We start from the raw sequence: 25,061 nt of genomic DNA on the forward strand, positions 1-25,061 counted from the left end.
ACGCTGGCCCGGCTCCGAAGAGTCCGAATTAAGCGAACCCGCTAGTACCGACGGCGATTCCTTGCCAGACCGAGCTTCCGTGCCCGTCGTCGATACGCGCTGACCGCGCCTGCGGTCTTTGACGGCTTCGTTCGGGGACTTGCCCCTGGCGATGCCCTCAAAAATCTAGGAGTGAGATTGGAGCAGCGAGAAACGAGTAAGAGCGAACTTGGCTTTTCGCTCACTCCTCACTTCTCCGCACCCACTCCCGTTTGTTTCTTACTTGAGCGCCAGCGAGGCCTGGTCCACGGTCACGCCGGGGCCCATGGTCGAGCTGATCGAGATCTTCTGCAGGTACTGACCCTTGGCGGTCGACGGCTTGGCCTTGATCAGGTCCAGCAGCAGCGCCTGCAGGTTGTCCTTCAGCGAGGCGTCTTCGAACGAAGCCTTGCCGATGGTGCAGTGGATGATGCCGGCCTTGTCGGTGCGGTAACGCACCTGGCCGCCCTTGGCGTTCTTGACCGCTTCGGCCGGGTTCGGCGAGACGGTGCCGACCTTCGGGTTCGGCATCAGGCCGCGCGGGCCCAGCACCTGGCCCAGCTTACCGACCACGCGCATGGCGTCCGGCGTCGCGATGACGACGTCGTAGTTCAGGTCGCCGGCCTGCATCTTCTCGGCCAGGTCGTCCATACCGACGGCCTCGGCGCCGGCGGCCAGGGCCTCGTCGGCCTTGGCGCCCGCGGGGGCGAACACCGCCACGCGCACGGACTTGCCGGTACCGGCCGGCAGCACGGTCGAACCGCGCACCTGCTGGTCGGACTTCTTCGCGTCCACGCCCAGACGGACGGCCACGTCGACGGACTCGACGAACTTGGCCTTGGTCGCGGTCTTCACGATCTTGATGGCCTCGTCGAAGGCGTAGGCCTTACCCGGGACCACGGCGGCCTTGATTGCTTTTTCGCGCTTGCTGATCGCCATGTCTTAGCCCTCCACCACGAGACCCATGCTGCGGGCCGAACCCGCAATCGTCTTCACCGCTGCGTCCAGGTCGGCCGCCGTCAGGTCGGCTTCCTTCGCCTTGGCGATGTCCTCGAGCTGCTTGCGGGTGACCTTGCCGACCTTCTCGGTGTTCGGGCGCTTGGAGCCCGAGCTGATGCCGGCGGCCTTCTTCAGCAGCACCGAAGCCGGGGTGCTCTTGGTGATGAAGGTGAAGGTACGGTCGGAGTACGCGGTGATGATCACCGGGGTCGGCAGACCCGGCTCCAGCTTGGAGGTCGCGGCGTTGAACGCCTTGCAGAACTCCATGATGTTCAGGCCGCGCTGACCGAGGGCGGGGCCCACCGGCGGCGACGGATTGGCCTGACCGGCCTTCACCTGCAGCTTGATGTAACCAACTACTTTCTTAGCCATCTTCTTCTCTCCGGGTGCAAGCGCCTGGGTCTCAGGCTCCCCATCGGACCGGGAATATCACGTGTCCCGGCTTCACGTTTTTTCAGACGCCGACAGCCGCCTTGCGGCGGCTGCGGTTTCCTGGTTCGGTGCGCGCCCTGGGCTGCGCAGCCGGAAAGTATAGCAGGCTTTCCGGAGCCCTGCTGAAGGGCGCCGGAGCCCCGGTCAGGCCTTCTCGACCTGGCCGAACTCGAGCTCGACCGGGGTCGAGCGGCCGAAAATCAGCACCGCCACGCGCAGGCGGCTCTTGTCGTAGTTGATTTCCTCGACCACGCCGTTGAAATCCACGAACGGGCCGTCGATGACGCGGACCATCTCGCCCGGCTCGAACAGGACCTTGGGCTTGGGCTTCTCGACGCCATCCTGAACGCGCTGCAGGATCATGTCCGCCTCGCGGTCCTGGATCGGCAGCGGGCGGTCGGCGGTGCCGCCGATGAAGCCCATGACCTTCGGGGTTTCCTTGATCAGGTGCCAGCTCTCACTGTCGATGCGCGGAATCCCGGCCTCGTCGTGGGTGGCGATCTGGACCAGGACGTAACCCGGGAAGAACTTGCGCTCGGAACGGCGCTTCTGGCCGGAGCGCATCTCGACCACTTCCTCGGTCGGAACCAGGACGTCGCCGAAGCGCTCCTGCATCTCGAAACGCACGATGCGATCGCGCAGCGCCTGCGCCACCGACTTCTCGAAGCCGGAGTAGGCGTGAACGACGTACCAGCGCTTATGTACTTCGGTCATTGCCTCAGTGCCCCAAAATCAGTTTGACCAGTTCGGCGATGATCAGATCGAAGCCGGCCAGGATCAGGCTGAGGATCGCGACCGCGATCATCACTACCCAGGTGGTGCGCATGGCTTCCTGACGGGTCGGCCAGACCACCTTGCGCAGCTCGAAACGCGACTCGGACAGGAATTCCAGCGTCTGCCGGCCCTTGGCGCTGACCAGGAACACGCCGATACCGGCGATCAGGCCGGCGACCACGACCAGCGCGCGCAGCGGGGTCGCCCAGTCGAACCAGTAGAACGCGAACACGCCGCCGGCGACCAGAAGCACCGCCAGGGCGTACTTGACGAAGTCGCCTGCGGACGCAGAACCGTGTTGTTCGACCTTGCTGTTCATCCGTTCCATCGCGGGGGCGCTTGCGCAGCCGCCTTCTTGGTGAAAGTCCGGCCGCGAGGACCGGGCTTGCGCGGAGGGATCCGCATTGCCTAGGTGGCACGCCAGGAGGGACTCGAACCCCCAACCTGCGGTTTTGGAGACCGCTGCTCTGCCAATTGAGCTACTGGCGTATTGCTTCGGACCTGGCCCGCGGGAGCCCCGCAAGACTCGGTTTCCTCTAAACAGCGAAGGCGGACCGTCGTTACCGGCCCGCCGTTCGCGGCTCGCGACGGCCTTGCGACCGTCGCTGAGATCTTACTTGATGATCTTCGCCACCACGCCGGCGCCGACCGTACGGCCGCCTTCGCGGATCGCGAAGCGCAGGCCGTCGTCCATCGCCACCGGGTTGATCAGCGACACAACCATCTTGATGTTGTCGCCCGGCATGACCATCTCGACGCCGTCCGGCAGCGTCACCGCGCCGGTGATGTCGGTGGTGCGGAAGTAGAACTGCGGACGGTAACCCTTGAAGAACGGGGTGTGACGGCCGCCCTCGTCCTTCGACAGCACGTAGACTTCGGCTTCGAACTCGGTGTGCGGGGTGATCGAACCCGGCTTGGCCAGCACCTGGCCGCGCTCGACGTCGTCGCGCTTGGTGCCGCGCAGCAGCAGACCGGCGTTGTCGCCCGCCTGCCCCTGGTCCAGCAGCTTGCGGAACATTTCCACGCCCGTGACCGTGGTCTTCTGAGTCGGACGGATACCGACGATTTCGATTTCGTCGCCCACCTTGATGATGCCGCGCTCGATACGGCCGGTCACCACGGTGCCGCGGCCCGAGATCGAGAACACGTCTTCCACCGGCATCAGGAACGGCTTGTCGATCGCGCGCTCCGGCTGCGGGATGAACGTGTCCAGCGCGTCCACCAGCTTCAGGATCGACGGCACGCCGATCTCAGACTGGTCGCCTTCCAGCGCCAGACGGGCCGAACCGTGGATGATCGGGGTGTCGTCGCCCGGGAACTCGTACTTGGTCAGCAGCTCGCGCACTTCCATCTCGACCAGCTCGAGCAGCTCGGCGTCGTCCACCATGTCGGCCTTGTTCAGGAACACGACGATGTACGGCACGCCGACCTGGCGCGACAGCAGGATGTGCTCGCGGGTCTGCGGCATCGGGCCGTCGGCGGCCGAGCACACCAGGATCGCGCCGTCCATCTGCGCCGCACCCGTGATCATGTTCTTCACGTAGTCGGCGTGGCCCGGGCAATCCACGTGCGCGTAGTGGCGGTTCGCCGATTCGTACTCGACGTGAGCCGTCGAAATCGTGATGCCGCGCGCCTTCTCTTCCGGCGCCGCGTCGATCGCGTCGTACGCCTTGAACTCGCCGCCGAAACGCTCCGCGCCCACCTTGGTCAGCGCTGCGGTCAGCGTGGTCTTGCCGTGGTCCACGTGGCCGATGGTGCCCACGTTCACGTGCGGCTTGGTGCGCTCGAATTTACCCTTAGCCATGACTCGCTTCTCGCTTGGTTTCTTTAGGTGGCTTGTTGCGTTTGACGTACTGCTTGGATGGTGCTCACGAAAGGAATCGAACCTTCGACCTCCTCCTTACCAAGGAGGTGCTCTACCGACTGAGCTACGTGAGCGTGAAACTTTTGCCTACCGCTGTAATGGTGTCGCCTGGAGCAGAATCAATGGAGCGGGAGACGGGGATCGAACCCGCACCATCAGCTTGGAAGGCTGAGGTTCTACCATTGAACTACTCCCGCGCCGGAAACCGCTACAGCGTTGGAACTAACTGGTGGAGGGAGGTGGATTCGAACCACCGAAGGCGTAAGCCAGCAGATTTACAGTCTGCCCCCGTTGGCCGCTTGGGTATCCCTCCAAAAGAGCCCGCAATTCTGGCGCTCGAAACGGAGGAAGTCAACGTGTCCGGACACAAGTTTCGCAGATTTTTTTCCGGAGCGCGCGACTCTACCCGTTCCGGGCCTCAAACGTTGAAACGGAAGTGCAGCACGTCGCCTTCCTGGACCCGGTATTCCTTGCCTTCCAGGCGCAGGCGGCCGGCGTCGCGGGCGCCGGCCTCGCCCTTGTACTTGATGAAATCGTCGTAGCCGATGGTCTCGGCGCGGATGAAGCCCTTTTCGAAGTCGGTGTGGATCACCGCCGCGGCCTGCGGGGCGGTCGAGCCGGCCTTGACGGTCCAGGCCCGGACTTCCTTCACGCCGGCGGTGAAATAGGTCTGCAGGCCCAGCAGGGCGTAGCCGGCCCGGATCAGGCGGTTCAGGCCCGGCTCGGCCAGGCCCAGGTCGGCCAGGAAGGCGTCGCGGTCGGCGTCCTCGAGCTGGCTCAGCTCCTCCTCGATCGCGGCCGAGATCGGCACCACCTGGGCGCCCTCGCCGGCCGCGCGGGCGCGCACGGCGTCCAGGTGGGGGTTGCTCTCGAAGCCGTCCTCGAGCACGTTGGCCACGTACATGACCGGCTTGAGGGTCAGCAGGAACAGGTCGCGGACCTGGGCCACGTCGTCCTCGGACAGGCCCAGGGCGCGCGCGGGCTGGCCGGCGTCCAGGCCGGCGCGCACGCGCGTGAGCACGTCGACGCGGGCCTTGGCCTCCTTGTCGCCGGTCTTGGCGCTGCGCTCGGCGCGCTGCAGGGCCTTTTCCACCGATTCCAGGTCGGCCAGGGCCAGCTCGGTATCGATGGTCTCGATATCGGCGATCGGGTCGACCTTGTTGTTGACGTGGATGACGTCCGGGTTCTCGAAGCAGCGCACCACGTGGGTGATCGCGTCGACCTCGCGGATATGGGCCAGGAACTTGTTGCCCAGGCCCTGGCCGCTGGCCGCGCCGGCGACCAGGCCGGCGATGTCGACGAACTCGACCGCGGTCGGGATCAGCTTCTGCGGCTTGACGATCTCGGCCAGCGCGTTCAGGCGCGGATCCGGCACCGGCACCGCGCCCACGTTGGGCTCGATGGTGCAGAACGGGAAGTTGGCCGCGGCGATACCGGCCTTGGTCAGGGCGTTGAAAAGGGTCGACTTGCCGACGTTCGGCAGGCCGACGATGCCGCATTTGATGCCCATGGCTGGAAATCCGGGATTCGTGATTCGGGATTAGGGATTCGTAAAAGCCAGGGCTTTACGAATCCCTAATCCCCAATCCCTAATCTCGGCTCGTATGCAGTCGCTTCATCGCCTCGTTGACGTCGCCCTGCACCGCCAGCGGCAGCACGTCGAGGGCGTCGTCGATGGAACGCAGGATCGAGGCCTCGTCGTCGCGGCCGGGCCGCCCCAGCACCCACGGGGTGACCTTGTCCTTGTGGCCGGGATGGCCGATGCCCACGCGCAGGCGGTGGAACTTGCCGTGCCCGAGCAGCTTGATGGTGTCGCGCAGGCCGTTCTGGCCGCCGTGGCCGCCGTCGAACTTGAGCCGCGCGATGCCCGGCGCCAGGTCGAGCTCGTCGTGCGCCAGCAGCGCCTCCTCGGGCTCGATCTTCCAGTAGCGCAGCGCCGCGGTCACGGACTTGCCGGACAGGTTCATGAACGTGGCCGGCTTGAGCAGCCAGACCGGACGGCCGCCGATCTCGACCTTGGCCGTCTCGCCGAACAGCTTGGATTCCAGGCCGAACCGGCCGCCGAACTTCTCGTTCACGGCGTCCACAAACCAGAACCCGGCGTTGTGCCGGGTCCGGGTGTATTCGGCGCCGGGGTTGCCCAGGCCGACGATCAGGCGCAGTCCCGCCATGGATCAGCACAATCCGCGAACGCGAACCGGCGCGCCGGTCAGGGCGCGCCGGTTCGCGATCACTTCTTGTCTTCGTCCTTCTTGGCGACCTTGGCCGCCGGGACTTCGGCCGGAGCCTCGGCCGGGGCCTCGACTTCTTCCTTGCCGTGCTTGGCGATCACGATGGCGACATCGTGTTCCTTGCCCAGCTTCAGCTCGGGGATCTCGACGCCCTTGGGCAGCTTGATCTCCGACAGGTGGACGATATCGCCGACCGACAGCGCGGACAGGTCGATTTCCAGGAACTCCGGCAGGTCCTTCGGCAGGCAGCTGACTTCGACTTCGTTGAGCTCGTGGGTGACCACGACGTCGGCCGACTTGCCGGCCGGCGACTTGTCCTCGTTGAGGAAGTGCAGCGGCACGGCGACGCGGATCGCCTGGTTCTGATCCACGCGCTGGAAGTCCAGGTGCATGATGATCTGCTTGTACGGGTGGCGCTGCATATCGCGCAGCAGCACGCTCTCGGACTTGCCGTCGACGTCCAGGGTCAGGATCGAGGAGTAGAACCACTCGTTCTGGCTGGCCAGCCAGACCTTCTCGTGGTCGAGCTGGACCGGCTGCGGAGCGGCCTTGCCGCCGTAGATGATGGCCGGGATGCTGGCGGCGCGACGCAGGCGGCGGCTCGCACCCTTACCCTCGACGCTGCGGCCAGTGGCCTTGATGATGTGTTCGGACATTTTCGTTTACTCACGTTTACTGCGTTGAACCGCCTCGCGGCGGTAAAGAACGCTCACCCGCGACCAGGTGAGCGGTGTTGCGCTCCCGGCCGGGGCCGGAAGCGCGGATTTCGTCGGTCCGCTTCCGTCAGTCGACGTACAGCGAACTCACCGACTCGCCGAAGGCGATGCGGCGGATGGTTTCGGCCAGCAGCTCGGCCACGCTGAGCTGGCGGATACGGCCGCAGGCCCGGGCCGCGTCGGTGAGCGGGATGGTATCGGTCACCACCAGCTCGTCCAGCTGCGAACGGGTCACGTTGTCGATCGCCGCGCCCGACAGCACCGGATGGGTGCAGTACGCGACCACCTTGGTCGCGCCCTGCGCCTTGAGCGCGGCCGCGGCCGCGCACAGGGTGCCGGCGGTGTCGACGATGTCGTCGACCAGCACGCAGGTCTTGCCCGACACGTCGCCGATGATGTTCATCACCGTCGAGACGTTGGCGCGCGGCCGGCGCTTGTCGATGATCGCCAGGTCGGCGTCGTCGAGGCGCTTGGCGATCGCGCGGGCGCGGACCACGCCGCCCACGTCGGGGGACACCACCACCATGTTGTCGGTGCCGTGCGCGCGCCAGATATCGGCCAGCAGCAGCGGCGAGGCGTAGACGTTGTCGACCGGGATGTCGAAGAAGCCCTGGATCTGATCCGCATGCAGATCGACCGTGAGCACCCGGTCGGCGCCGACCGCGCCGAACATCTTGGCCGCGACCTTGGCCGTGATCGGCACGCGCGAGGAGCGCATGCGGCGATCCTGGCGGGCGTAGCCGAAGTACGGCACCACCGCGGTCACGCTGGTCACCGATGCGCGCTTGAGCGCGTCGATCAGGACCAGCAGTTCCATGAAGTTCTCGGCCGTCGGCGCGTTCGTCGGCTGAATGACGAACACCTCCTGGCGGCGCACGTTCTCTTCGATCTCGACCTGCACTTCGCCGTCGGAAAACCGGCCGACCAGCGCCTTGCCGAGACGGATGCCGAGTTCCTTGCACACCGCCAGGGCGAGCGGGCGGTTGGCGTTGCCGCTGAATACCAGCAGGCTGCGATCGTTGTGCACTTTTGTCTTCTCCGCTTCGCTCTGACCGTGGCGGGCGACGTCCATGTCCGATCCGGAGGTCTGGGCCGGATCGGGCCTTTACATTGGGGTGTTGCTGGCAGGGGCGGTAGGATTCGAACCTACGGATGCCAGGATCAAAACCTGGTGCCTTGGGCCTCTTGGCGACGCCCCTGCATAAGGTGTGTTTCGAGTACGGCGTGCAACGGAGACCGCGCGACGCCGGCCGCCGTCCAGGCCCGAAGACCGGAAGGCAGGGCCGCCAGCGCCGCCTCGGCGGATTCGCGCGTGGCGAACTCGACGAAACAGCCGCTGCCGGAGCCGGTCAGACGCGGCGAACCGACTCGCGCCAAGGCGACGAACGCGGCTTCCACAGCCGGCTCGCGCAGGCGCAGAACCGGCTCGAACGCATTCCCGAGCGGCATACCCGAAACGAAGTCCGACATTGTCGCGGGCGCGGCATCCCGCGTCAATTCAGGAGATTGGAATAGGGCCGCGGTCGGCGCATGCACGCCGGGGTCGGCGAGCAGGTACCAGGCCGGCGCCAGAGCGACCGGCGACAGGGCCTCGCCCACGCCTTCGGCCCAGGCATTGTCGCCGCGCACGAACACCGGCACGTCCGCACCCAGCTGCAAACCCAGCTCGGCCAGGCGCTCCACGCCCAGGCCGGTGCCCCAGAGTGCGTCCAGGGCGACCAGCACGGTCGCCGCATCGGACGAGCCACCGCCGAAGCCGCCGCCGGCCGGAATGCGCTTTTCGATGACGATATCGGCACCTTGAGTGACGTTAGACGCTTCTTTTAAGAGCTTGGCGGCGCGGACGGTCAGGTCCTGATCTTCCGATACGCCCGCGACCGAGGCGCCATGACGCACGATGCGGCCGTCGTCGCGCACGCGCAGGCGAATCGAGTCTCCCCAATCCAGGAGACGGAACATGGTTTGCAGCAGGTGGTAGCCGTCGGCGCGGCGGCCGGTGATGCGCAGGAACAGGTTCAGCTTGGCCGGGGCGGGCCAGAGCGACCAGGGGTGTTCGAGGGGGGCGGACATGGCGGGAGCGGTGGATCGGGGAACGACGGGATCAGTCGGACAAGGCGGATGCGGTCGGCGTTTGCGCCTGCAGCCAAGCGCCGAGCGCGCGATTGTAGGTGGACGCGTAGACCGAAGCCTGCCGCATCAGCATCCCATGCTCGTCGTTCTCGATGACATCGTTGGTGCCTGCGAGCATGCGCGCGCCGAGCCTGGCTTGCGCATCGACGCTTAGTTCGGGCACGTCGCAGGCATAGCCGCAAACGCCGATTGCGCGCCGATCGCCGGCAGCGAGATTGGCGGCCAGGTCGGCGGCAGGATCGGCCAGATTCAGCGTCGACAGCTCCGCACGCAGCTCGGCCGTGAGCGCTCCCCGCAAGGGAAGCCAGGCCGAGGGGGCGGCAGCGGTGCGCGGAAGCTGGATCGTCGGGGCGGCAGCGGCGCTCTCCCACTCGTCCACGATCAACTTCACCTTGGCCTCGCCGCGAACCGCATCCACCCGCGACGGCAACCCGGGGGCGGCGGTCGCCGGCCAGCGGTAATCGATAGTCCAGCCGCCTTGCTCGATTCGGGCCGGGCGGCCGTCGGCGCCGTAGCGCACGCTCGCTGGCCCCTGGCCCACGGCGCGCAGGCCGCGCACCCAGTCGCTCAGAGCCGCGACCGGAATCTCCCAGCCGGTGGCGTCGCGGAGCAATGCGGCCGCGTCGGTGCCGCTGCGCGGGCCGCCGTCCACGCCTTCCAGGCGCGCACCGGTCGCGTCGCCGCTCAGGCGCCAGCTCTGCCGGGTCACCGGGGCGCTGAGCGCGACTTCGTAGCGGTCGCCGTCCTGCCGCCATTCGATCCGCCCGGAGCCGCCGTTGCGGCCGTTGCTGAGCGCGATGCGGCCGCTCAGCGACCACCCGGTCTGAGCGCGCAACTCGCTCTCGCGCGCGGACTGGGCGGCCTCGGCAGCGGCGGGCGCCAGCGGCGGCGCCGGACCGCGCACGGCCTGCCCCGCGCAGGCGCTCAGCAGCACGGCCAGGGCCGCCACGGTCAGCGCCCGCGCCTTCATGCGCCGGTCTTTTCCAGGGCGCGCTTGAGGGCGCGGTTGTCGGGATCCAGCTTGCGCGCCTGTTCGAAATACTTGCGCGCCTCGTCCTTCTTGCCGACCGCCCACAGCACCTCGGCCAGATGCGCGGCGATCTCCGGATCCTTCTGCAGGGTCAGGGCGCGGCGCAATTCGACCAGCGCTTCCTGGTTGCGGCCCAGGCGGTAGAGCACCCAGCCGTAGCTGTCGATGATGGCGGCGTTGTCGGGCTCGGCGGTGCGCGCGCGCTGGATCAGCTCCAGCGCTTCCTGATAGCGGGTGGTGCGGTCGGCCAGGGTGTAACCCAGCGCGTTGAGCGCGGCCACGCTGTCGGGCTCGGCGACCAGGATGCGGCGGAAATCGGCCTCGGCGCGGGCGACGTCGTCGCGGCGCTCGTAGCTCAGGGCGCGCGCGTACAGCACTTCCGGCTCGTCCGGGAACGCGGCCAGGCCGCGCGCGAAGGCGTCGAGCTCGCCGGCCTCGTTCTTGTCCTCGGCGCGCAGCGCGGCCTCGAGCAGGTAGGCGTCGCGGCGGGTGTCGTCCTCGGCCGAGGCGTCGGACTGCAGCGCGCGCAGGGCCGCGTAGGCCTCGTCGGCGCGCTTGAGTTCGTGCAGGACGTTGGCCGCGCGCAGGCGCGCGACCCAGCGCTGCGGGCCGCCGGGCACGCCGCGGTACCAGTCCAGGGCCTCGTCGTTGCGCTCCAGGAACTCGGCGATCTGGCCCAGCAGCAGGCGCCGGCCCGGCTCGGGCTTGGCGGCGTTGCGGCGCAGCTCGTCGTAGAGCGTGGTCAGGGTCGCCTTGTCCTCGGCGCGCGCCAACAGCGAGGCGCGCAAGGCATAGGTCTGGTCGTCCTGCGGGCCGCGGCCCAGGATCGCGGCGGCCGCGGGCAGGTCGCCCAGGGCGTCGTATTCCTGCGCGATCAGGCCGCGCATCTGCGGATCGGTCTCGGCCTGGCCGGCGATCGACTCCAGCACCGTGCGGGCCTCGTCCTTCTTGCCGTCCTCGCGCAACTGGCTGGCGCGCAGCAGGCTCACGCGCGGATTGCCGGGGAAGCGCCGCACCACTTCGCCGACGATGCGCTCGGTCAGCTTGGGCTGGTCCAGGCGCTGGGCGTACAGGCCGAACGCGACCCAGGCCATCAGGTCCTTGGGCATTTCGCTGCCGTCGATCAGCTTTTCCAGCAGGCGCGCGGCCTGCTGCGGGTCCTTGGAGCCGGTGGAGAGCACGCCCAGCACGCGGCGCCAGCCGGTCTCGTCGGCCAGCATCAGCCGGTCGAGGTCGCGCAGGGCGGCGCGTTCGTCGCCGCCGCGCAGGGCCAGGATCGCCTGCGAAGCCAGCAGGGGCGCGCCGTCGCCGCCCAGCTCGCGCCACAGCGCCAGCGATTCGGCGGCCAGCTTGTCTTCCTTGGCCACGATCGCGATGTCGGTGGCGCGCGCGGCCAGTTCCTTGTCCTGGGCGGCGCGGGCGGCCGCGGCGTAGGCGGTCGCGGCCTCCTTGAGCTTGCCGGCCTGGAGCGCGAACTCGCCGGTCAGCAGCGGCTCCAGGGCCGCGCTGGTGGCGGCCGAGGCGTCGGCGGGCAGGTTCAGGGCCGGCTTGGCCGCGGGCGCCGCCACCACGGGGGCCAGCAGCACCGCCAGGACGGCGCCGGCAAGGGCGCTCAGCGCCCGCGACGGCGCGCGGCGGCTTGAGACGGAGTGAATCGAACCCATCGAATCCATCGACATCGAACTCATTAGAATCCGTCGAAACCAACAGGGCCGGTAGAATGGCGGCCTTCAGCAGCCCGCAGCTTATCGCAAGCACCTGAACGGATGTCCCCCACCTCGCCCCGTCGACCGCCGTCGGCCCCTGTCCCAGGACGCGTCGCGTTCCGATGAGCTTGTTCGTCCTAGGCATCAATCACCAGACCGCGCCGGTCAGCCTGCGTGAGCGCGTGGCGTTCTCGTCCGAGGCCGTGCCCGCGGCGCTGGAGGCCTTGCGCGCGCTGCCGCAGGTGAGCGAAGTGGCGCTGCTGTCGACCTGCAACCGCACCGAGCTGTACGCGGTCGCCGCCGACGACGGCCGCGCCCTGGCGGACTGGCTGGCCACGCATCCGGACGACATGGGCGATCTGCACGCCTACCTCTACCGCCATCGCGACGCCGAGGCCGTGCGCCACCTGTTCCGGGTCGCGACCGGCCTGGATTCGCTGGTCCTGGGCGAGCCGCAGATCCTCGGCCAGGTCAAGGACGCCTGGGCCATCGCGCGCAGCGCCGGCAGCCTGGGCAGCCAGCTCGACCGCCTGTTCCAGCAGGCGTTCTCGACCGCCAAGCGCGCGCGCACCGACACCCGCATCGGCGCCAACCCGGTCTCGGTGGCCTCGGCCGCGGTGCGCCTGGCGCAGGAATCCTTCGCCCGTCTGGAGGACTCGACGGTGCTACTGATCGGCGCCGGCGAGACCATCGAACTGGCCGCGCGCCACCTGGTGCAGGCCAAGGCCAAGCGCCTGCTGATCGCCAACCGCACCCTCAGCCACGCCCAGGACCTGGCCACCCGCCACGGCGGCGTGGCCCTGCCGCTGTCGGAACTCGACCGCCACCTCGGCGAGGCCGACATCGTCCTGTCGGCCACCGCCAGCCGCGAACCGATCCTGCGCCGGCCGCAGGTCGCCGCCGCCCTGGCCACCCGCAAGCACCGGCCGATGCTGCTGCTGGACCTGGCGGTGCCGCGCGACATCGCGCCCGACGTGGCCGAGCTCAAGGACACCTTCCTGTACACCGTCGACGATCTGGAACGCGCGATCGAAGACAACCGCCGCAGCCGCCGCGAAGCGGCGACCGAAGCCGAGGCCATCGTCGACCTGCAGGTCGCGCGCTTCGTCGAGACCATGGCCGCGAGCACCCGCACCGCCCCGCTCAAGCGCCTGCGCGCGCACGGCGAGGCCGCGCGCGCCGAAGTGCTGGCCAAGGCCAGGCAGCAGCTCGACGCCGGGCAGGACCCGGCCGAGGTGCTGAACTTCCTCGCCCACACCCTGACCAACCGACTGCTGCACGCGCCGACCATCGCCCTGCGCGAGGCCGCGCTGAGCGGCAACGCCGAACTGGCGCGGGCGGCGGACAAGTTGTTCCCCGACGTGCCGGGAATCGGCAATGGGGAATCGGGAATCGATAAGAGCCACGGCAGCGGGAGCGATTCGCTCGGCGACCCTTAGCGTCGCCTACCGCTGTTTTCGCTTTACCGATTCTCCATTCTCGATTCCCCATTCCCGGCTCCCATGACCCCTACCCTGCGCCGCAAGCTGGAAGCCCTCGCCGAACGCCGCGAGGAGCTCGAACGCCTGCTCGCCGATCCCAGCGTGATCGGCGACGCCGAGCGCTTCCGCAAGTTCTCGCGCGAGTTCTCGCAACTGGAGCCGGTCGCGACCGCGCTGGCCGACGAAGCCCGCGCCAAGGCCGACCTGACCGCCGCCGAGGCCATGCGCGCCGACCCGGAGCTGCGCGAGCTGGCCGAGGAGGAAATCGCCGCCGCGCGCGAACGCCTGCTGCGCCTGGACGCGGAACTGCTGGCGCACCTGATCCCCAAGGATCCGCGCGACGAGGGCGACCTGTACCTGGAAGTGCGCGCCGGCACCGGCGGCGACGAAGCCGCGATCTTCGCCGGCGACCTGTTCCGCATGTACGCGCGCTACGCCGAGCGCCAGGGCTGGAAGGTCGAGATCGAGTCCTCCAGCGCCGGCGAGCACGGCGGCTATAAGGAAATCATCGCCCGAGTCGAAGGCCGCGGCGCGTATTCGCGCCTGAAGTTCGAATCCGGCACCCACCGCGTGCAGCGCGTGCCCGAGACCGAATCGCAGGGCCGCATCCACACCTCGGCGGCGACGGTGGCGATCATTCCGGTCGAGCCCGAAGGCGAGCCGATCGAGATCAACCCCGCCGACCTGCGCATCGACACCTTCCGTTCCTCCGGCGCCGGCGGCCAGCACGTCAACAAGACCGACTCGGCGATCCGCATCACCCACGCGCCCAGCGGCATCGTGGTGGAAAGCCAGACCGAGCGCAGCCAGCACGCCAATCGCGACAAGGCGATGAAGCGCCTGAAGGCGATGCTGGCCGAGGCGCAGATCGCCAAGGCCGCGGCCGCCCAGGCCGAGACCCGCAAGCTCCAGGTCGGCAGCGGCGACCGCAGCCAGCGCATCCGCACCTACAACTTCCCGCAGGGGCGGATCACCGATCACCGCGTCGAGGGCCTGACCCTGTACGACCTGCCCAACGTGATCGCCGGCGAGCTGGACGCGCTGGTCGCGCGCCTGATGCAGGAGCATCAGGCCGACGAGTTGGCGCGTTTGACCAACGATTGATCGCGGCTCGGCCTTTTGTGGGAGCGGCGTAAGCCGCGATCGCGATCTTCCAGGCTTGCGCCGCCATCGGTTACTCCGCGATCGCGGCTTACGCCGCTCCCACAGGCATCGCGGGGACTATCGCCGCGCGCTTGAGGCGGCGCCATAATCCGACTTCCCTCGTCGGATCGATCGCCCATGAGCCCCACCACCCGTCGCGCCAGCCTCGACGATCTCGACGCCCTCGCGCCGCTGTTCGACCGCTACCGTCACTTCTACACCCAGCGCTACGACCCGGCCGTCTCGCGCGCCTTCATCGCCCAGCGCCTGCAGCGCGACGAATCGGTGGTGTTCCTGGCCGAACTCGACGGCGCCCCGGCCGGCTTCACCCAGCTCTATCCGAGCTTCTCCTCGGTGCGCGCGGCGCGGGTGTGGGTGCTCAACGATCTGTTCGTCGAAGCCGACGCGCGCCGCCGCGGCGTGGCCCAGGCGCTGCTGGACGCGGCGGCCGATTTCGCCCGCGCCGATGGCGCGGTGCGGCTGGAACTGGAAACCAATCCCGACAACGCGACCGCGCAGGCGCTGTACGACGCCGCCGGCTGGCAGCGCTACGACGGCACCCTGCGCTACCACCTGCCGCTGACCGCGGCCTGAGCCGGACCCGGCCTTGAGCGATCCGCGCGCCGAACTGCGCCTGGCCCTGCAACGCAACCCCGGCGACGCCATCGCCTGGATCGTGCTGGCCGAACACGAGCTCGACGCCGGCGACGCCGCGGCCGGCGCGAGCGCGGCCCAGCGCGCGCTCGCCCTGCGCCCGGGCCATCCGGAAGCGCTGGCGCGATTGGGCCGCGCGCAGTGGATGCTGGGCCGGCGCGAGGACGCGGTCGCGAGCCTGCGCGAGGCCGCGCGCAATGCGCCCGACCATCCAGGCATCGCGGTCTGGCTGGGCCATGCGCTGGAAGACACCGGACAGGCCGAGGCAGCGTCCCAGGCCTATGCGCGCGCGCATGCGCTGGCGCCGGACGAGCCGCAGCTGGCCGCCTACCTGCTGGCCTGGCGGCGCAAGCTCTGCGACTGGCGCGATCTGGATGCGCTGTCGCGCCAGGTCCGCGATGCGGTCGCCGCCGGCCGCGCCGCGGTGGAGCCCTTCGCCTTCCTCAGCGAGGACGCCGACGCCGCCGAGCAGCTGCGCTGCGCGCGCCTGCGCGCCGGCGAGATCGCGCGCGCCGTGCGGCCCCTGCCCGCCCCGCCCGCGCCTGCCGACGACGGCGCGCCGGTGCGGGTCGGTTTCCTCTCCAACGGTTTCGGCGCGCATCCGACCGGGCTGCTGACGGTCGCTTTGTTCGAGGCGCTGAAGTCGCGGCCCGGCCTGGAACTGCATCTGTTCGCGCTCAACGGCGACGACGGCGGCCCGGTGCGGCGACGCCTGCACGCGGCCGCGCATACGCTGCACGACGTCTCGCAGCGCGCGCATGCGCAGGTCGCCGCGGCGATCCGCGGCACCGCCATCGAGGTGCTGTTCGACCTGCGCGGCTGGGGCGGCGGCGGCGTGCCGGAGGCGCTGGCAATGCGGCCGGCGCCGGTGCAGGTGAACTGGCTGGCCTATCCCGGCAGCTCGGGCGCGCCCTGGATCGACTACGTGCTGGCCGACCGCTACGCCCTGCCCGAGTGGATGGCGCCGCACTACAGCGAGGCCGTGGCCTGGCTGCCGCGTTGCTTCCAGCCCTCCGACACCGCGCGCGCGCTTCTGCCGCCGCCGGCGCGCGCCGACTGCGGCTTGCCCGACACCGGCACGGTGTTCGCCTGCTTCAACAACAGCTACAAGCTCAACCCGCGCAGCATGGGCCGGGCCCTGGCGGTGCTGCGCGAGGTGCCGGACAGCGTGCTGTGGCTGCTGTCCGGCCCGGGCGAGGCCGACGCGCGCCTGCGCGCGTTCGCGCAGGCGCTGGGCGTGGCGCCGCAGCGGCTGGTGTTCATGCCCAAGCAACCGCATGCCGATTACCTGGCGCGGCTGCGGCACGCCGATCTGTTCCTCGACACCGAACCCTACAACGCCCACACCACCGCCTCCGACGCGCTATGGGCCGGCTGCGCGGTGCTGACACGCCCGGGCGCGACCTTCGCCGCGCGCGTGGCCGGCAGCCTGAACCATCACCTCGGCCTGGACACGTTGAACGTCGACGACGACGCGGCCTTCATCGCCCGCGCGGTCGCGCTGGGCCGCGATCCGGCGGCACGGGCCGCGCTGCGCGCCGAGCTCGCGCAGCGGCGCGCCGACAGCGGCGTGTTCGATATGGCCGGGTTCGCCATCGACTTCACCGCGGCGGTCGTGGCGATGGCGCAGCGGCATCGGCGGGGCTTGGCGCCGACGGCATTGTCGGTGCACGGGTAAAGCGCAAAGCAAGTCCCCCCTAGCCCCCCTTTTGCAAAGGGGGGAACCGTCGACTCCGACGAGTGTCCATCGCCCTTGCTGGTCTTCCCCCTTTGCAAAAGGGGATCGAGGGGGATTTGCTGTTGCGGTGGCGGCCCTGTCCGCTCACGACTCGTTCGGCTCGCCGCGACCGTGGCGGATTTGCTTTTTTTCAGCCCCCAGCCCAGGCTTCGCGCCATGACCGCAGAACGCGATTTCATTCCCTTGCGACTGTGCGTGCTGACCGTATCGGACTCGCGCACCCTGGCCGAAGACAGCTCCGGCGACTACCTGGTGCAGGCGCTGAGCGAGGCCGGACACCGGCTGTTCGAGCGCAAGCTGCTGCCCGACGACCGCTACCGATTGCGCGCCGCGGTGTCGCAGTGGATCGCCGACCGCGAAGTCGACGGCATCCTGGTCACCGGCGGCACCGGCTTCACCGGCCGCGACTCCACGCCCGAAGCGCTGCTGCCGTTGCTGGACAAGGAAATGCCGGGCTTCGGCGAGCTGTTCCGCGCGCTCAGCTTCGAAGAGATCGGCACCTCGACCCTGCAGTCGCGCGCCTTCGCCGGCCTGGCCAACGGCAGCTTCGTGTTCTGCCTGCCCGGCTCGACCTCGGCCTGCCGCACCGCCTGGGAGCGGATCATCCGCGCCCAGCTCGATGCCCGCACCCGGCCCTGCAATCTGGCCACGCTGCGTCCCCGCCTGCTCGAACCCGCTCACAAGGAGTGATCGCCATGCCGCTAGGCACCACCTTGCGCCTGCTCGCCAAGGCCCGCGGCATGAACGCCGCCGATATCGCCACCGCCATCCCGCGCGCGGGCGTGGCCACCGTCAGCGCCTGGCTGCAGGGCGACAAGCTGCCCGGCAAGGATCAGCTGGACGCGCTCGCGCGTACCTTCGGCGTGCCCGCCGGCGCGTTGCTGTCGGAGCTGGCCAGCACCTTCGACCCTGCCCGCACCCAGGGCGAGCACGACCTGCTCGCGGCCTACCGCGCGCTCGGCACCACCCAGCAGGGCGCCTTGCTGGAAGTCGCGACCGCGATGGCCGGCACCAAGCGCAGCCGCGCGCCGCGCGCGCCGGCCAAGAAGAAGGCCGGGCGATGAGCAAGCTCAAGCGCAAGGACTACGAGACCCAGCTCGAAGCGCTGCAGCTGGAATTGGCCGATGTCGCGCGCTGGGTCCAGCACAGCGGTCGGCGCGTGGTGATCCTGTTCGAGGGCCGCGACACCGCCGGCAAGGGCGGCGCGATCAGCGCCATCACCGAACACCTCAACCCGCGCCAGTGCCATGTCGTGGCCCTGCCCAAGCCCAACGACCGCGAAAGCACGCAGTGGTATTTCCAGCGCTACGTGCCGCACCTGCCCGCGGCCGGCGAGATCGTGCTGTTCGACCGCAGCTGGTACAACCGCGCCGGGGTCGAGCAGGTGATGGGCTTCGCCAAGCCCGACCAGGTCGCCGCCTTCCTCAAGCAGGCGCCCGCGTTCGAGAAGCTGCTCACCGACGACGGCATCGTGCTGTTCAAGTACTGGCTGTGCTGCGATCAGGCCGAGCAGGAAGAACGCTTCGCCGAGCGCCTGGCCGACCCGCTCAAGCGCTGGAAGCTGTCGTCGATCGACGTCGAGGCACGCAAGCACTACGACGACTACACCCGTGCCCGCGAAACCATGCTCGCGGCCACCCACAGCAAGCATGCGCCGTGGACCCTGGTCGATTTCAACGACCAGCGCCAGGGCCGCCTGAGCCTGATCCGCGATCTGCTGTCGCGCGCGCCGGAGCACAAGCTGCCGCAGAGCACCCTGGAGTTCCCGCCGCTGCCGGGCAAACCGAAGAAGGAACGCTACGGCGCGCTCAAGCCGATCGCGAACAAGAAGAAGTGAGGCGGCGCGGCCGTTCGGAATGACGATCGCGGCTTACGCCGCTCCCACAGAAAACGCGAGGCAGCGTTTGTGGGAGCGGCGTAAGCCGCGATCGCTTCACCGAAGAACCCGCCCTCGCGTTCGCAGCAGCGCCTACCCCGCCTGCGAGCGCCGATACGGATGGAACAGCTGCAGCAGCCACGGCTTCTGCGCCAGCACCAGGCTCACGCCGACGCGCTCGCGCGCGCTCAGGGCGGCGTCGCGCGCCAGCAGCGCGTCGAACTCGCGCGCGACCTCGCCCAGGCGCTGCTTGAGCTGGCGGATGCCGGCGGGGCTCAGGCTGCCGCTGAGCAACAGCAGCACGTCCTGCTCGCCGTCGAAGGGGTCGGCGAAGAAATCACCGAGCAGGTTCAGGCGGAAATAACGCTCCATCGGGCCGTCGGCGCGCCAGCGGAAATTGCGCGCGGTCAGCGGGCGGCCGCGGTTGCCGGGCATCAGCTCGATGATGCCGAGCCGGTCCAGCCGCACCAGCAGCCCGGTCCACTGCGCGTCGTCGAACAGGAAATGCTCCTGCACGTCCGCCTGCTTCCAGCGGTTCAAGGTCAGGAACGCGGCCAGCAGCAGCGCGGGGTCGTCGACCAGGGCCTGCTCCTGCGCCTGGCTGAGCTCGGCCATCACCTTGCGCCCGCGCGCGGCTTCGACGCTGAGTTCGGCCAGGCCGATATCCAGCACGTCGCAGATCTGCTCCAGCCGCTCCAGGCTCATCGCGCGCTTGGAGAACATGCGCTTGACCGCCGCCTCGCTGAGCTTGAGCCGGGTCGCGAGGTCGCGGTAAGTGAGGTCCTGCGCGCGCAGGAAGCGCTTGAGGGCGTCGACGAGTTCTAGGGACAGGGCCATGGGTATAAAAATACGCTACCCGGCGGACCTGCGGGAGCCACCTCGCCGATGCGCGTTGCAAACCCATGCCGCGCCGCCCAGCGTGTACCCCAGACCCTGACGAGCAAGCGCGATGCCTAGGAACGTCCCACGCTGGAGTTTCCCCCTCGTCCTGGTCGTTTCGGCCGCCGCTGGCCTGCTGGCAGGGACGCCAGCTTTTGCGGCCGCGCAATCCGACGGCGCCAGCCGCCAGTCCGAAGCCAGCCTGGCGGCGTCGGTGGAAGTGCCGGCCGCGGTCTCGCTGGCCTTGTCGGAGGGCGGCAAGTTCGCGATCACCGGCATCGGCGCCAGCGCCCAGGGCGTGGCGGTCACGGTCTCGGCGGTGGGCGTCGGCGCGTCCTTCGTGGTCTATCTGTCGGCGGAGGCGGCCAAGGCCGTGGGGCTGCGCGTCGGCCAGGCGGTCGTGGTCAGCGCGGTGGCGGCGGGCTGGGTGCTCAGTGCCGGCGGCCAGGCTTTGTGTTTCGTCCCCAACGATCGCGCGCGCGAGCTGTTGCACAGCCGGCGCATCGGTTGAGCGAGACCGTGCGCAGCCCCGGCCTGCTTCCCTGGCGCAGCCTCGTCCTCGCCGCCGCGCTCTGCACGGCGGCCATCGCGCCGCCGCCGGCCGTCGCCGGCACCCGCTGCGACAACCGGACGGTGGCGGCCGACCAGGTCGCCGCCGCCGCGGCCACCGCCTTGCGCGTGGCCGCGGCCCTGGACGAGCGCGACGCGCCGGTGGCCCTGGTCGCGCGCGTGGGCACCGACCTGTCGGCGCAGGGCCTGGTCTACAGCCATGTCGGTTTCGTCGTGCGCGATCACCCGAACGGACGCTGGACCGCGGTCCACCTGCTCAACGAATGCGGCAGCGACCGCTCGCACCTGTACGCCCAGGGCCTGGTCAATTTCTTCAGCGACGACCTGGTCAACCAGGACGCGCGCATCGTCTGGCTGCAGCCGGCGCAGGCGCAGCGCCTGGCGGCGCGGTTGCGCGCGCTGCCGCGGCGCAGCCTGCACCAACCGCGCTACAGCCTGATCGCGCGCCCGGGCAGCGACGACTACCAGAACTCCACCGCCTGGGTGCTGGAGCTGCTGGCCGCGAGCGCGGCCGAGGGCGAAGACATGGCCGACCGCCGCGGCGCCTACGCCTGGGCCCGGCGCGACGGCTTCCGGCCCGATCGCATCCACATCCCCTATTCCAAGCGCGTGCTCGGCGGGCTGTTCTCGGTCAATGCGGCCTTCACCGACCATCCGGTGGGCACGCGCCTGTCGGGCGAGTACCCCGTGATCACGGTGCGCTCGATCTTCGATTACCTGCAGCGTCGCGGCCATGCCAGCGAGCAACGCGAATGGCGCAACGGACGCCTGCTGGCCACGCCCGGGCCGGCCTGAGCCGGCGCGCGCGCCTACCCGCTCAGCCGCAGACGAAACCGTCGCCGGCTTCGGATGCGTCGGCATCCTCGCGCGCCACCGCCTCGACGCGCGCGTGGGCGGGGCCGCGATGCAACCAGCTCTCCAGCCTCGCCAGGGCCGCCGCCTCGCCGGCCGCCAACACTTCGACCCGGCCGTCGGCGAGATTGCGCGCGTAGCCGCGCAGGCCCAGCGCCAGCGCCTGCTCGCGCGCGCTGGCGCGGAACCACACGCCCTGGACCTTGCCGCTGACGTAATAACGCGCCGCGTTCACGAGCGGCTCGGCTTGGCCTCGGTAGGCGCGGCCGGGCCGCCGGCCTTGGCGATGGCGGCCTCGATCATGGCCGAGGTCACCGGGCCGAGGAACTTGTCGGCGATCTTGCCCTCAGGGCCGATCAGATAGGTCATTGGCAGGCCGCGCGGGGTGTCGAAGGCCTTGGGCGGGTCGTAGGTGTCGACGATCGCGATCGGATAGACCACCGGATGCGTCTTCAGGAACGCGCGCATGTCGGCCGGCTCGATCTCTTCGTAGGCCAGGCCGATCACCTCGATGTGCTCGCGCATCGCGTCCATCGCCGACAGTTCGGGCATTTCCTTCAGGCAGGGCGCGCACCAGGTCGCCCAGAAATTCACCACCACCCATTTGCCGCGATGCGCGGCCAGATCGAACTCGCCGTGGTCCAGGGTCGCCAGCTTCAGCTCCGGCACCTGCGAAGGCGCGGGCGCCGTCTCGGCCGGCTTGGGCGCGGCGGGGTCGGCGGCGGCGGGCTTGGGCGCGGGCGCCTCGACCTTGGCCGCGGGCGCCGGCGCCGGTTTGTCGCAGCCCGCAAGCGCGACGGTCAGCAGCGACAGCGCAAGGATCGGGGCAAGGCGGCGTAACGTCATCGGATCATTCCTGGTCGGCGTGGATGGTGGAAACGCGGCGTTTGAGCAGCTCGCGCAAGGGTATGCGCAGTTCGTCCATGGCCGCCACGGCCGAACGTCCCAGCGAGTCGTCGCGGCAGGGCAGCATGGCCTCGGCGATCGGGATGCGCAGCCCGCAGGCTTCGTAGAGTTCGGCCAGCGACAACTCGTCCAGGTCGCGCGACAACAGCCATTCGCCGGTTTCGGCGCGCGCGACCACGCTGATCTGGTTGAGCTGCGACAGCATCTGCTGGACCAGGGTGTCGGTGAGCATGGGTTCGAGCTGCTGGATCTCGTCGCTGTGCAGGCCGCGGCCGTCGGCGCGGGCCTCGTTGAAGCGCGCCAGCAGGCGCAGCAGGCCGTACATCTCGAAGCCCAGCGGCAGGCGCATGGCGATCGGCTGGTAGCGGAAGGCCGAGATCGACGACGCCAGCGACGCGCCCAGCAGCACCGCGATCCAGCTCAGGTAGATCCACAGCAGGAAGATCGGCACCGCCGCGAACGCGCCGTAGATCTTGGAATAGGAGCCGAAGCTGCCCAGGTACAGGCCGATGCCCCACTTCACCAGCTCGAACAGGGTCGCCGCCAGCAGCGCGCCGGCGAAGGCGTGGCGCCAGTGGATCGTGCGGTGCGGGACCACGCGGTAGATCGCCGCGAACGCCAGCCATTCGATCGCCACCGGCGCCAGCTGCAGCATGACCCGCTCCAGCCAGCGCCCGGGCTGGGTCGCGAACACTTCCATCGAGAAGAACTTGGCCGACACCGCCAGGCTGGCCGCGGCCATCAGCGCACCCAGGGTCAGCACCGTCCAATACACCAGGAAGCGCCCGACCTGCGGCCGCGCGGCCTTGACCCGCCAGATCCGGTTGAAGGTGGCCTCCACCCCGTTGAGGGTGATCAGCAGCGACACCACCAGGGCGATCACGCCGGCGGCGGTGAGCTGGCCGATATTGGCCGAGAACTGCTTGAGGCTGGCCTCGACCGAGCGCGCCGCCGAGGGCACGAAATTGGAGAACACGTAATCGCTGAGGCGATCGCTCCATTCGCCGAACACCGGGAACGCCGACAGCACCCCGAACACCACCATCGACAGCGGCACCAGCGCGAACACGGTGGTGTAGGACAGCGCGCCGGCGGCCTGGAACAGGTTGTCGTCGAGGAAGCGCCGGGCCAGGAAACGGAAGAAGGTGCCGACGCGCGCGCGGTCGCGCATGCGGTCGCCCCAGCGATTGATCGTGTTCAGCGGCTCCATCGCCCGGAGGGTAACCGATGGCGCGTGCGGAGGGGATGCACGAACGCGATCGCTCGCCTCCGGCCCTCGCGCATAGCGCTGGGGCGTTCGCCGTCGCGCGAGCCGGTGGCTCGCAAACGCGACGGCTCACCCACTATCCTTGTCGCAACAGGAGAACGCGATGACCGAAGTTCTGGTGCTCTACTACAGCCGCGGCGGGTCGGTGGCGCGGCTCGCGCGCCAGATCGCACGCGGCGTCGGCGAGGTCGAGGGCGTGCAGGCGCGGCTGCGCACGGTGCCGCCGGTCGCGGCCGTCACCCAGACCGCGGCCCCGCCGGTGCCCGAGGACGGCGCGCCCTATGTCGAGGCGCGCGATCTGGTCGAGTGCGCGGGCCTGATCCTGGGCAGCCCGACCCGCTTCGGCAACATGGCCGCGCCGGTCAAGCACTGGATGGACGGCCTGGGCGCGGAATGGGCCAGCGGCACCCTGGTGGGCAAGCCGGCGGCGGTGTTCACCTCCACCGCCACCCAACACGGCGGCCAGGAATCGACCCTGCTGACGATGATGGTGCCGCTGCTGCACCATGGTTGCGTGATCCTCGGCATTCCCTACACCGAGCCCGCGCTCAGCAGCACCCGCGGCGGCGGCACGCCTTACGGCGCCAGCCACGTCGCCGGCAGCCAGGACGACCCGCAGCCCAGCGAGGACGAGGCCAAGCTGGCGCGTGTGCTCGGCCGCCGGGTCGCCGAACTGGTCGCCAAGGTCAGCCGATGAGCCCGGCGCGCAAGGTCCTGGCCCTGGCGCTGATCGCGCTGGTGGTCCTGTACGCGGCCTGGTTCGGCGCGCGTACGCCGCCGGCCTGGGGCGCGCTGGCGGTGTTCGCGCTGCCGCCGGCCTGGCTGGCGCTGGGCGTGCTGCGCGGCAGCGCGCGCGCCGGGTTCTGGTCGGCGGTGCTGGCCCTGGCCTGGTTCAGCCACGGCGTGATGGTGGCCTATTCGCGCCCGCCCGAACGCCTGCCGGCCTGGGCCGAACTGGTGCTGGCGGTGATCGTGGTGTTCGCCGCGAGCCTGCCGGGCATGAAGGCGCGCTTCGGCGGCAAACCGGCCGCCTGAGCGCTCCCGCTGTCTGTGGGAGCGGCGTAAGCCGCGATCGACGGCCCGCGTGACGCCAAAGGTCTGCAGGTACCCGATCGCGGCTCACGCCGCTCCCACAGGAAGGTCTCGCCGGACGTGCACGCCGACGGCCGCGAATGAAAACACCGGCGCCGGGCCCGGGCCTATAATCGGCGCGACTTCAGCCTCGCGACCCAGCTTCGATGGACCAGCTCTGCATCGTCACCACCGGCGGCACGATCGACAAGATCTATTTCGACGACAAGTCCGACTACCAGATCGGCGAGCCGCAGATCGGCGGCATCCTGCGCGAGCTGGGCGTGACCTTCCAGTTCAACGTGATCCCGATCATCCGCAAGGATTCGCTGCACATCACCACCGAGGACCGCGAGCTGATCCGCGCCGCGATCGCCGCGCAGCCGGCCCGGCACGTGCTGATCACCCACGGCACCGACACTATGGTCGAGACCGCCAAGGTGCTGGCCACGCTCGCCGACAAGACCATCGTGCTGACCGGCGCGTTGAGCCCGGCGCGCTTCCGCGGCTCGGACGCCGAGTTCAACGTCGGCTGCGCGGTCGGCGCGGTGCAGTCGCTGCCCCCCGGCGTGTACATCGCCATGAACGGCCTGATCTGGGACCCGAACAAGGTGCGCAAGAACGTCGCCGCCAATCGCTTCGAAGCGATCTGACCCTCCCGGATCACCGTATAGGACCCCCGGCTTGCCGGGGGTTTTCGTTTCCGCGCCGGCGCCAACGAAAG

28 protein-coding genes and 5 tRNA genes are annotated in these 25,061 nt (G+C 69.5%); 12 read left to right on the forward strand and 21 right to left on the reverse strand.

Annotated features, from left to right (window positions below; translation table 11 throughout):
- Positions 1 to 258: 258 nt before the first annotated feature.
- The 17 genes from rplA to V1318_RS09430 form a co-directional block, all read right to left on the reverse strand.
- Positions 259 to 957, reverse strand: coding sequence for a 50S ribosomal protein L1 (gene rplA / locus V1318_RS09350; protein WP_055902452.1), 699 nt, complete (start codon positions 955 to 957; stop codon positions 259 to 261).
- Between the two features lie 3 nt (positions 958 to 960).
- Positions 961 to 1,389 carry a 50S ribosomal protein L11 gene (rplK, locus tag V1318_RS09355; protein WP_091638452.1) on the reverse strand — a complete coding sequence of 143 codons (429 nt, stop codon included), beginning with the start codon at positions 1,387 to 1,389 and terminating at the stop codon, positions 961 to 963.
- Between the two features lie 204 nt (positions 1,390 to 1,593).
- Positions 1,594 to 2,163: a transcription termination/antitermination protein NusG gene (gene nusG / locus V1318_RS09360; RefSeq protein ID WP_056183347.1), complete on the reverse strand. Its 570-nt coding sequence runs from the start codon at positions 2,161 to 2,163 to the stop codon at positions 1,594 to 1,596.
- A gap of 4 nt (positions 2,164 to 2,167) precedes the next feature.
- On the reverse strand, positions 2,168 to 2,542 hold the full coding sequence (secE, locus tag V1318_RS09365; protein ID WP_332939379.1) for a preprotein translocase subunit SecE: 375 nt from the start codon (positions 2,540 to 2,542) through the stop codon (positions 2,168 to 2,170).
- A gap of 94 nt (positions 2,543 to 2,636) precedes the next feature.
- Positions 2,637 to 2,712: transfer RNA gene (locus V1318_RS09370), tRNA-Trp, on the reverse strand.
- Positions 2,713 to 2,836: 124 nt separating this feature from the next.
- Positions 2,837 to 4,027: an elongation factor Tu gene (tuf, locus tag V1318_RS09375; protein ID WP_332939373.1), complete on the reverse strand. Its 1,191-nt coding sequence runs from the start codon at positions 4,025 to 4,027 to the stop codon at positions 2,837 to 2,839.
- A 58-nt stretch (positions 4,028 to 4,085) separates the two neighbouring features.
- A tRNA-Thr gene (locus V1318_RS09380) sits at positions 4,086 to 4,161 on the reverse strand.
- 49 nt (positions 4,162 to 4,210) lie between these two features.
- Positions 4,211 to 4,284 (reverse strand) — tRNA-Gly (locus V1318_RS09385).
- 30 nt (positions 4,285 to 4,314) lie between these two features.
- Positions 4,315 to 4,400, reverse strand: a tRNA-Tyr gene (locus tag V1318_RS09390).
- 105 nt (positions 4,401 to 4,505) lie between these two features.
- Positions 4,506 to 5,597: a redox-regulated ATPase YchF gene (gene ychF / locus V1318_RS09395; RefSeq protein ID WP_332939380.1), complete on the reverse strand. Its 1,092-nt coding sequence runs from the start codon at positions 5,595 to 5,597 to the stop codon at positions 4,506 to 4,508.
- 79 nt (positions 5,598 to 5,676) lie between these two features.
- Positions 5,677 to 6,258, reverse strand: coding sequence for an aminoacyl-tRNA hydrolase (gene pth / locus V1318_RS09400; protein ID WP_332939381.1), 582 nt, complete (start codon positions 6,256 to 6,258; stop codon positions 5,677 to 5,679).
- Positions 6,259 to 6,317: 59 nt separating this feature from the next.
- Positions 6,318 to 6,974, reverse strand: coding sequence for a 50S ribosomal protein L25/general stress protein Ctc (locus V1318_RS09405; RefSeq protein ID WP_332939382.1), 657 nt, complete (start codon positions 6,972 to 6,974; stop codon positions 6,318 to 6,320).
- Between the two features lie 127 nt (positions 6,975 to 7,101).
- On the reverse strand, positions 7,102 to 8,061 hold the full coding sequence (locus V1318_RS09410; protein ID WP_332939562.1) for a ribose-phosphate diphosphokinase: 960 nt from the start codon (positions 8,059 to 8,061) through the stop codon (positions 7,102 to 7,104).
- 95 nt (positions 8,062 to 8,156) lie between these two features.
- Positions 8,157 to 8,233 (reverse strand) — tRNA-Gln (locus V1318_RS09415).
- Positions 8,196 to 9,104, reverse strand: a complete 909-nt coding sequence (ispE, locus tag V1318_RS09420; protein ID WP_332939383.1) for a 4-(cytidine 5'-diphospho)-2-C-methyl-D-erythritol kinase — start codon at positions 9,102 to 9,104, stop codon at positions 8,196 to 8,198. The genes V1318_RS09415 and ispE overlap by 38 nt, the downstream gene beginning before the upstream one ends.
- A gap of 31 nt (positions 9,105 to 9,135) precedes the next feature.
- On the reverse strand, positions 9,136 to 10,134 hold the full coding sequence (gene lolB / locus V1318_RS09425) for a lipoprotein insertase outer membrane protein LolB (RefSeq protein ID WP_332939384.1): 999 nt from the start codon (positions 10,132 to 10,134) through the stop codon (positions 9,136 to 9,138).
- Positions 10,131 to 11,735 (reverse strand): tetratricopeptide repeat protein, encoded by a 1,605-nt coding sequence (locus V1318_RS09430; protein ID WP_332939563.1) that lies wholly within the window; start codon positions 11,733 to 11,735, stop codon positions 10,131 to 10,133. The genes lolB and V1318_RS09430 overlap by 4 nt, the downstream gene beginning before the upstream one ends.
- Positions 11,736 to 12,022: 287 nt before the next feature.
- Between V1318_RS09430 and hemA the strand changes: the two genes are divergently transcribed.
- The 7 genes from hemA (at position 12,023) to ppk2 (ending at position 18,753) form a co-directional block, all read left to right on the forward strand.
- Positions 12,023 to 13,339 (forward strand): glutamyl-tRNA reductase, encoded by a 1,317-nt coding sequence (hemA, locus tag V1318_RS09435; protein WP_332939385.1) that lies wholly within the window; start codon positions 12,023 to 12,025, stop codon positions 13,337 to 13,339.
- A gap of 63 nt (positions 13,340 to 13,402) precedes the next feature.
- Positions 13,403 to 14,485 (forward strand): peptide chain release factor 1, encoded by a 1,083-nt coding sequence (gene prfA / locus V1318_RS09440; RefSeq protein WP_332939386.1) that lies wholly within the window; start codon positions 13,403 to 13,405, stop codon positions 14,483 to 14,485.
- A gap of 177 nt (positions 14,486 to 14,662) precedes the next feature.
- Positions 14,663 to 15,118: a GNAT family N-acetyltransferase gene (locus tag V1318_RS09445; RefSeq protein WP_332939387.1), complete on the forward strand. Its 456-nt coding sequence runs from the start codon at positions 14,663 to 14,665 to the stop codon at positions 15,116 to 15,118.
- Positions 15,119 to 15,131: 13 nt separating this feature from the next.
- Complete coding sequence (locus V1318_RS09450; protein ID WP_332939388.1) at positions 15,132 to 16,856, forward strand: tetratricopeptide repeat protein; 1,725 nt, start codon at positions 15,132 to 15,134, stop codon at positions 16,854 to 16,856.
- A 216-nt stretch (positions 16,857 to 17,072) separates the two neighbouring features.
- On the forward strand, positions 17,073 to 17,606 hold the full coding sequence (moaB, locus tag V1318_RS09455; RefSeq protein WP_332939390.1) for a molybdenum cofactor biosynthesis protein B: 534 nt from the start codon (positions 17,073 to 17,075) through the stop codon (positions 17,604 to 17,606).
- 5 nt (positions 17,607 to 17,611) lie between these two features.
- Positions 17,612 to 17,980 carry a helix-turn-helix domain-containing protein gene (locus tag V1318_RS09460; RefSeq protein WP_332939391.1) on the forward strand — a complete coding sequence of 123 codons (369 nt, stop codon included), beginning with the start codon at positions 17,612 to 17,614 and terminating at the stop codon, positions 17,978 to 17,980.
- Positions 17,977 to 18,753: a polyphosphate kinase 2 gene (gene ppk2, locus V1318_RS09465; RefSeq protein ID WP_332939392.1), complete on the forward strand. Its 777-nt coding sequence runs from the start codon at positions 17,977 to 17,979 to the stop codon at positions 18,751 to 18,753. Before V1318_RS09460 ends, ppk2 begins: the two co-directional genes overlap by 4 nt.
- A 132-nt stretch (positions 18,754 to 18,885) precedes the next feature.
- Here ppk2 and V1318_RS09470 read toward each other — a convergent pair whose 3' ends face one another.
- The gene (locus V1318_RS09470) at positions 18,886 to 19,629 is read right to left on the reverse strand and encodes a helix-turn-helix transcriptional regulator (protein WP_332939393.1); all 744 of its coding nucleotides are present in this window, start codon (positions 19,627 to 19,629) and stop codon (positions 18,886 to 18,888) included.
- A gap of 112 nt (positions 19,630 to 19,741) precedes the next feature.
- Between V1318_RS09470 and V1318_RS09475 the strand changes: the two genes are divergently transcribed.
- Both V1318_RS09475 and V1318_RS09480 read left to right on the forward strand, forming a co-directional pair.
- Complete coding sequence (locus V1318_RS09475) at positions 19,742 to 20,182, forward strand: hypothetical protein (protein WP_332939394.1); 441 nt, start codon at positions 19,742 to 19,744, stop codon at positions 20,180 to 20,182.
- Complete coding sequence (locus V1318_RS09480; RefSeq protein WP_332939395.1) at positions 20,179 to 21,036, forward strand: DUF2145 domain-containing protein; 858 nt, start codon at positions 20,179 to 20,181, stop codon at positions 21,034 to 21,036. Before V1318_RS09475 ends, V1318_RS09480 begins: the two co-directional genes overlap by 4 nt.
- A 22-nt stretch (positions 21,037 to 21,058) precedes the next feature.
- Here the strand turns inward: V1318_RS09480 and V1318_RS09485 are convergent, their stop codons facing one another.
- From V1318_RS09485 to V1318_RS09495, 3 genes are read right to left on the reverse strand one after another with little or no spacing between them, the layout of a single operon-like run.
- The gene (locus V1318_RS09485; RefSeq protein WP_332939396.1) at positions 21,059 to 21,328 is read right to left on the reverse strand and encodes an acylphosphatase; all 270 of its coding nucleotides are present in this window, start codon (positions 21,326 to 21,328) and stop codon (positions 21,059 to 21,061) included.
- Entirely contained in the window at positions 21,325 to 21,939 is a 615-nt protein-coding gene (locus V1318_RS09490; RefSeq protein WP_332939397.1) for a TlpA disulfide reductase family protein, read from the reverse strand. Before V1318_RS09490 ends, V1318_RS09485 begins: the two co-directional genes overlap by 4 nt.
- Positions 21,940 to 21,943: 4 nt before the next feature.
- Positions 21,944 to 23,209, reverse strand: a complete 1,266-nt coding sequence (locus V1318_RS09495) for a YihY family inner membrane protein (RefSeq protein WP_332939399.1) — start codon at positions 23,207 to 23,209, stop codon at positions 21,944 to 21,946.
- A gap of 160 nt (positions 23,210 to 23,369) precedes the next feature.
- Between V1318_RS09495 and wrbA the strand changes: the two genes are divergently transcribed.
- The 3 genes from wrbA (at position 23,370) to V1318_RS09510 (ending at position 24,990) form a co-directional block, all read left to right on the forward strand.
- Positions 23,370 to 23,963, forward strand: a complete 594-nt coding sequence (wrbA, locus tag V1318_RS09500) for an NAD(P)H:quinone oxidoreductase (protein ID WP_332939400.1) — start codon at positions 23,370 to 23,372, stop codon at positions 23,961 to 23,963.
- Positions 23,960 to 24,301 (forward strand): DUF2069 domain-containing protein, encoded by a 342-nt coding sequence (locus V1318_RS09505; protein WP_332939401.1) that lies wholly within the window; start codon positions 23,960 to 23,962, stop codon positions 24,299 to 24,301. The genes wrbA and V1318_RS09505 overlap by 4 nt, the downstream gene beginning before the upstream one ends.
- 203 nt (positions 24,302 to 24,504) lie before the next feature.
- Complete coding sequence (locus V1318_RS09510) at positions 24,505 to 24,990, forward strand: asparaginase domain-containing protein (protein WP_332939402.1); 486 nt, start codon at positions 24,505 to 24,507, stop codon at positions 24,988 to 24,990.
- Positions 24,991 to 25,061 lie beyond the last annotated feature (71 nt).

Origin of the sequence: Lysobacter sp. CCNWLW3 (assembly GCF_036697405.1) — a bacterium.
Classification (GTDB): domain Bacteria; phylum Pseudomonadota; class Gammaproteobacteria; order Xanthomonadales; family Xanthomonadaceae; genus Lysobacter.

Coding starts and splice junctions, on each gene's coding strand:
- V1318_RS09405 (WP_332939382.1), bottom strand. CDS start 6,974: ATGTCCGAACACATCATCAAGGCCACTGGCCGCAGCGTCGAGGGTAAG.
- moaB (WP_332939390.1), top strand. CDS start 17,073: ATGACCGCAGAACGCGATTTCATTCCCTTGCGACTGTGCGTGCTGACC.
- prfA (WP_332939386.1), top strand. CDS start 13,403: ATGACCCCTACCCTGCGCCGCAAGCTGGAAGCCCTCGCCGAACGCCGC.
- V1318_RS09445 (WP_332939387.1), top strand. CDS start 14,663: ATGAGCCCCACCACCCGTCGCGCCAGCCTCGACGATCTCGACGCCCTC.
- ppk2 (WP_332939392.1), top strand. CDS start 17,977: ATGAGCAAGCTCAAGCGCAAGGACTACGAGACCCAGCTCGAAGCGCTG.
- rplA (WP_055902452.1), bottom strand. CDS start 957: ATGGCGATCAGCAAGCGCGAAAAAGCAATCAAGGCCGCCGTGGTCCCG.
- pth (WP_332939381.1), bottom strand. CDS start 6,258: ATGGCGGGACTGCGCCTGATCGTCGGCCTGGGCAACCCCGGCGCCGAA.
- secE (WP_332939379.1), bottom strand. CDS start 2,542: ATGAACAGCAAGGTCGAACAACACGGTTCTGCGTCCGCAGGCGACTTC.
- V1318_RS09475 (WP_332939394.1), top strand. CDS start 19,742: ATGCCTAGGAACGTCCCACGCTGGAGTTTCCCCCTCGTCCTGGTCGTT.
- hemA (WP_332939385.1), top strand. CDS start 12,023: ATGAGCTTGTTCGTCCTAGGCATCAATCACCAGACCGCGCCGGTCAGC.
- tuf (WP_332939373.1), bottom strand. CDS start 4,027: ATGGCTAAGGGTAAATTCGAGCGCACCAAGCCGCACGTGAACGTGGGC.
- ychF (WP_332939380.1), bottom strand. CDS start 5,597: ATGGGCATCAAATGCGGCATCGTCGGCCTGCCGAACGTCGGCAAGTCG.
- V1318_RS09495 (WP_332939399.1), bottom strand. CDS start 23,209: ATGGAGCCGCTGAACACGATCAATCGCTGGGGCGACCGCATGCGCGAC.
- ispE (WP_332939383.1), bottom strand. CDS start 9,104: ATGTCCGCCCCCCTCGAACACCCCTGGTCGCTCTGGCCCGCCCCGGCC.
- wrbA (WP_332939400.1), top strand. CDS start 23,370: ATGACCGAAGTTCTGGTGCTCTACTACAGCCGCGGCGGGTCGGTGGCG.
- V1318_RS09490 (WP_332939397.1), bottom strand. CDS start 21,939: ATGACGTTACGCCGCCTTGCCCCGATCCTTGCGCTGTCGCTGCTGACC.
- V1318_RS09470 (WP_332939393.1), bottom strand. CDS start 19,629: ATGGCCCTGTCCCTAGAACTCGTCGACGCCCTCAAGCGCTTCCTGCGC.
- V1318_RS09510 (WP_332939402.1), top strand. CDS start 24,505: ATGGACCAGCTCTGCATCGTCACCACCGGCGGCACGATCGACAAGATC.
- V1318_RS09505 (WP_332939401.1), top strand. CDS start 23,960: ATGAGCCCGGCGCGCAAGGTCCTGGCCCTGGCGCTGATCGCGCTGGTG.
- V1318_RS09460 (WP_332939391.1), top strand. CDS start 17,612: ATGCCGCTAGGCACCACCTTGCGCCTGCTCGCCAAGGCCCGCGGCATG.
- rplK (WP_091638452.1), bottom strand. CDS start 1,389: ATGGCTAAGAAAGTAGTTGGTTACATCAAGCTGCAGGTGAAGGCCGGT.
- nusG (WP_056183347.1), bottom strand. CDS start 2,163: ATGACCGAAGTACATAAGCGCTGGTACGTCGTTCACGCCTACTCCGGC.
- lolB (WP_332939384.1), bottom strand. CDS start 10,134: ATGAAGGCGCGGGCGCTGACCGTGGCGGCCCTGGCCGTGCTGCTGAGC.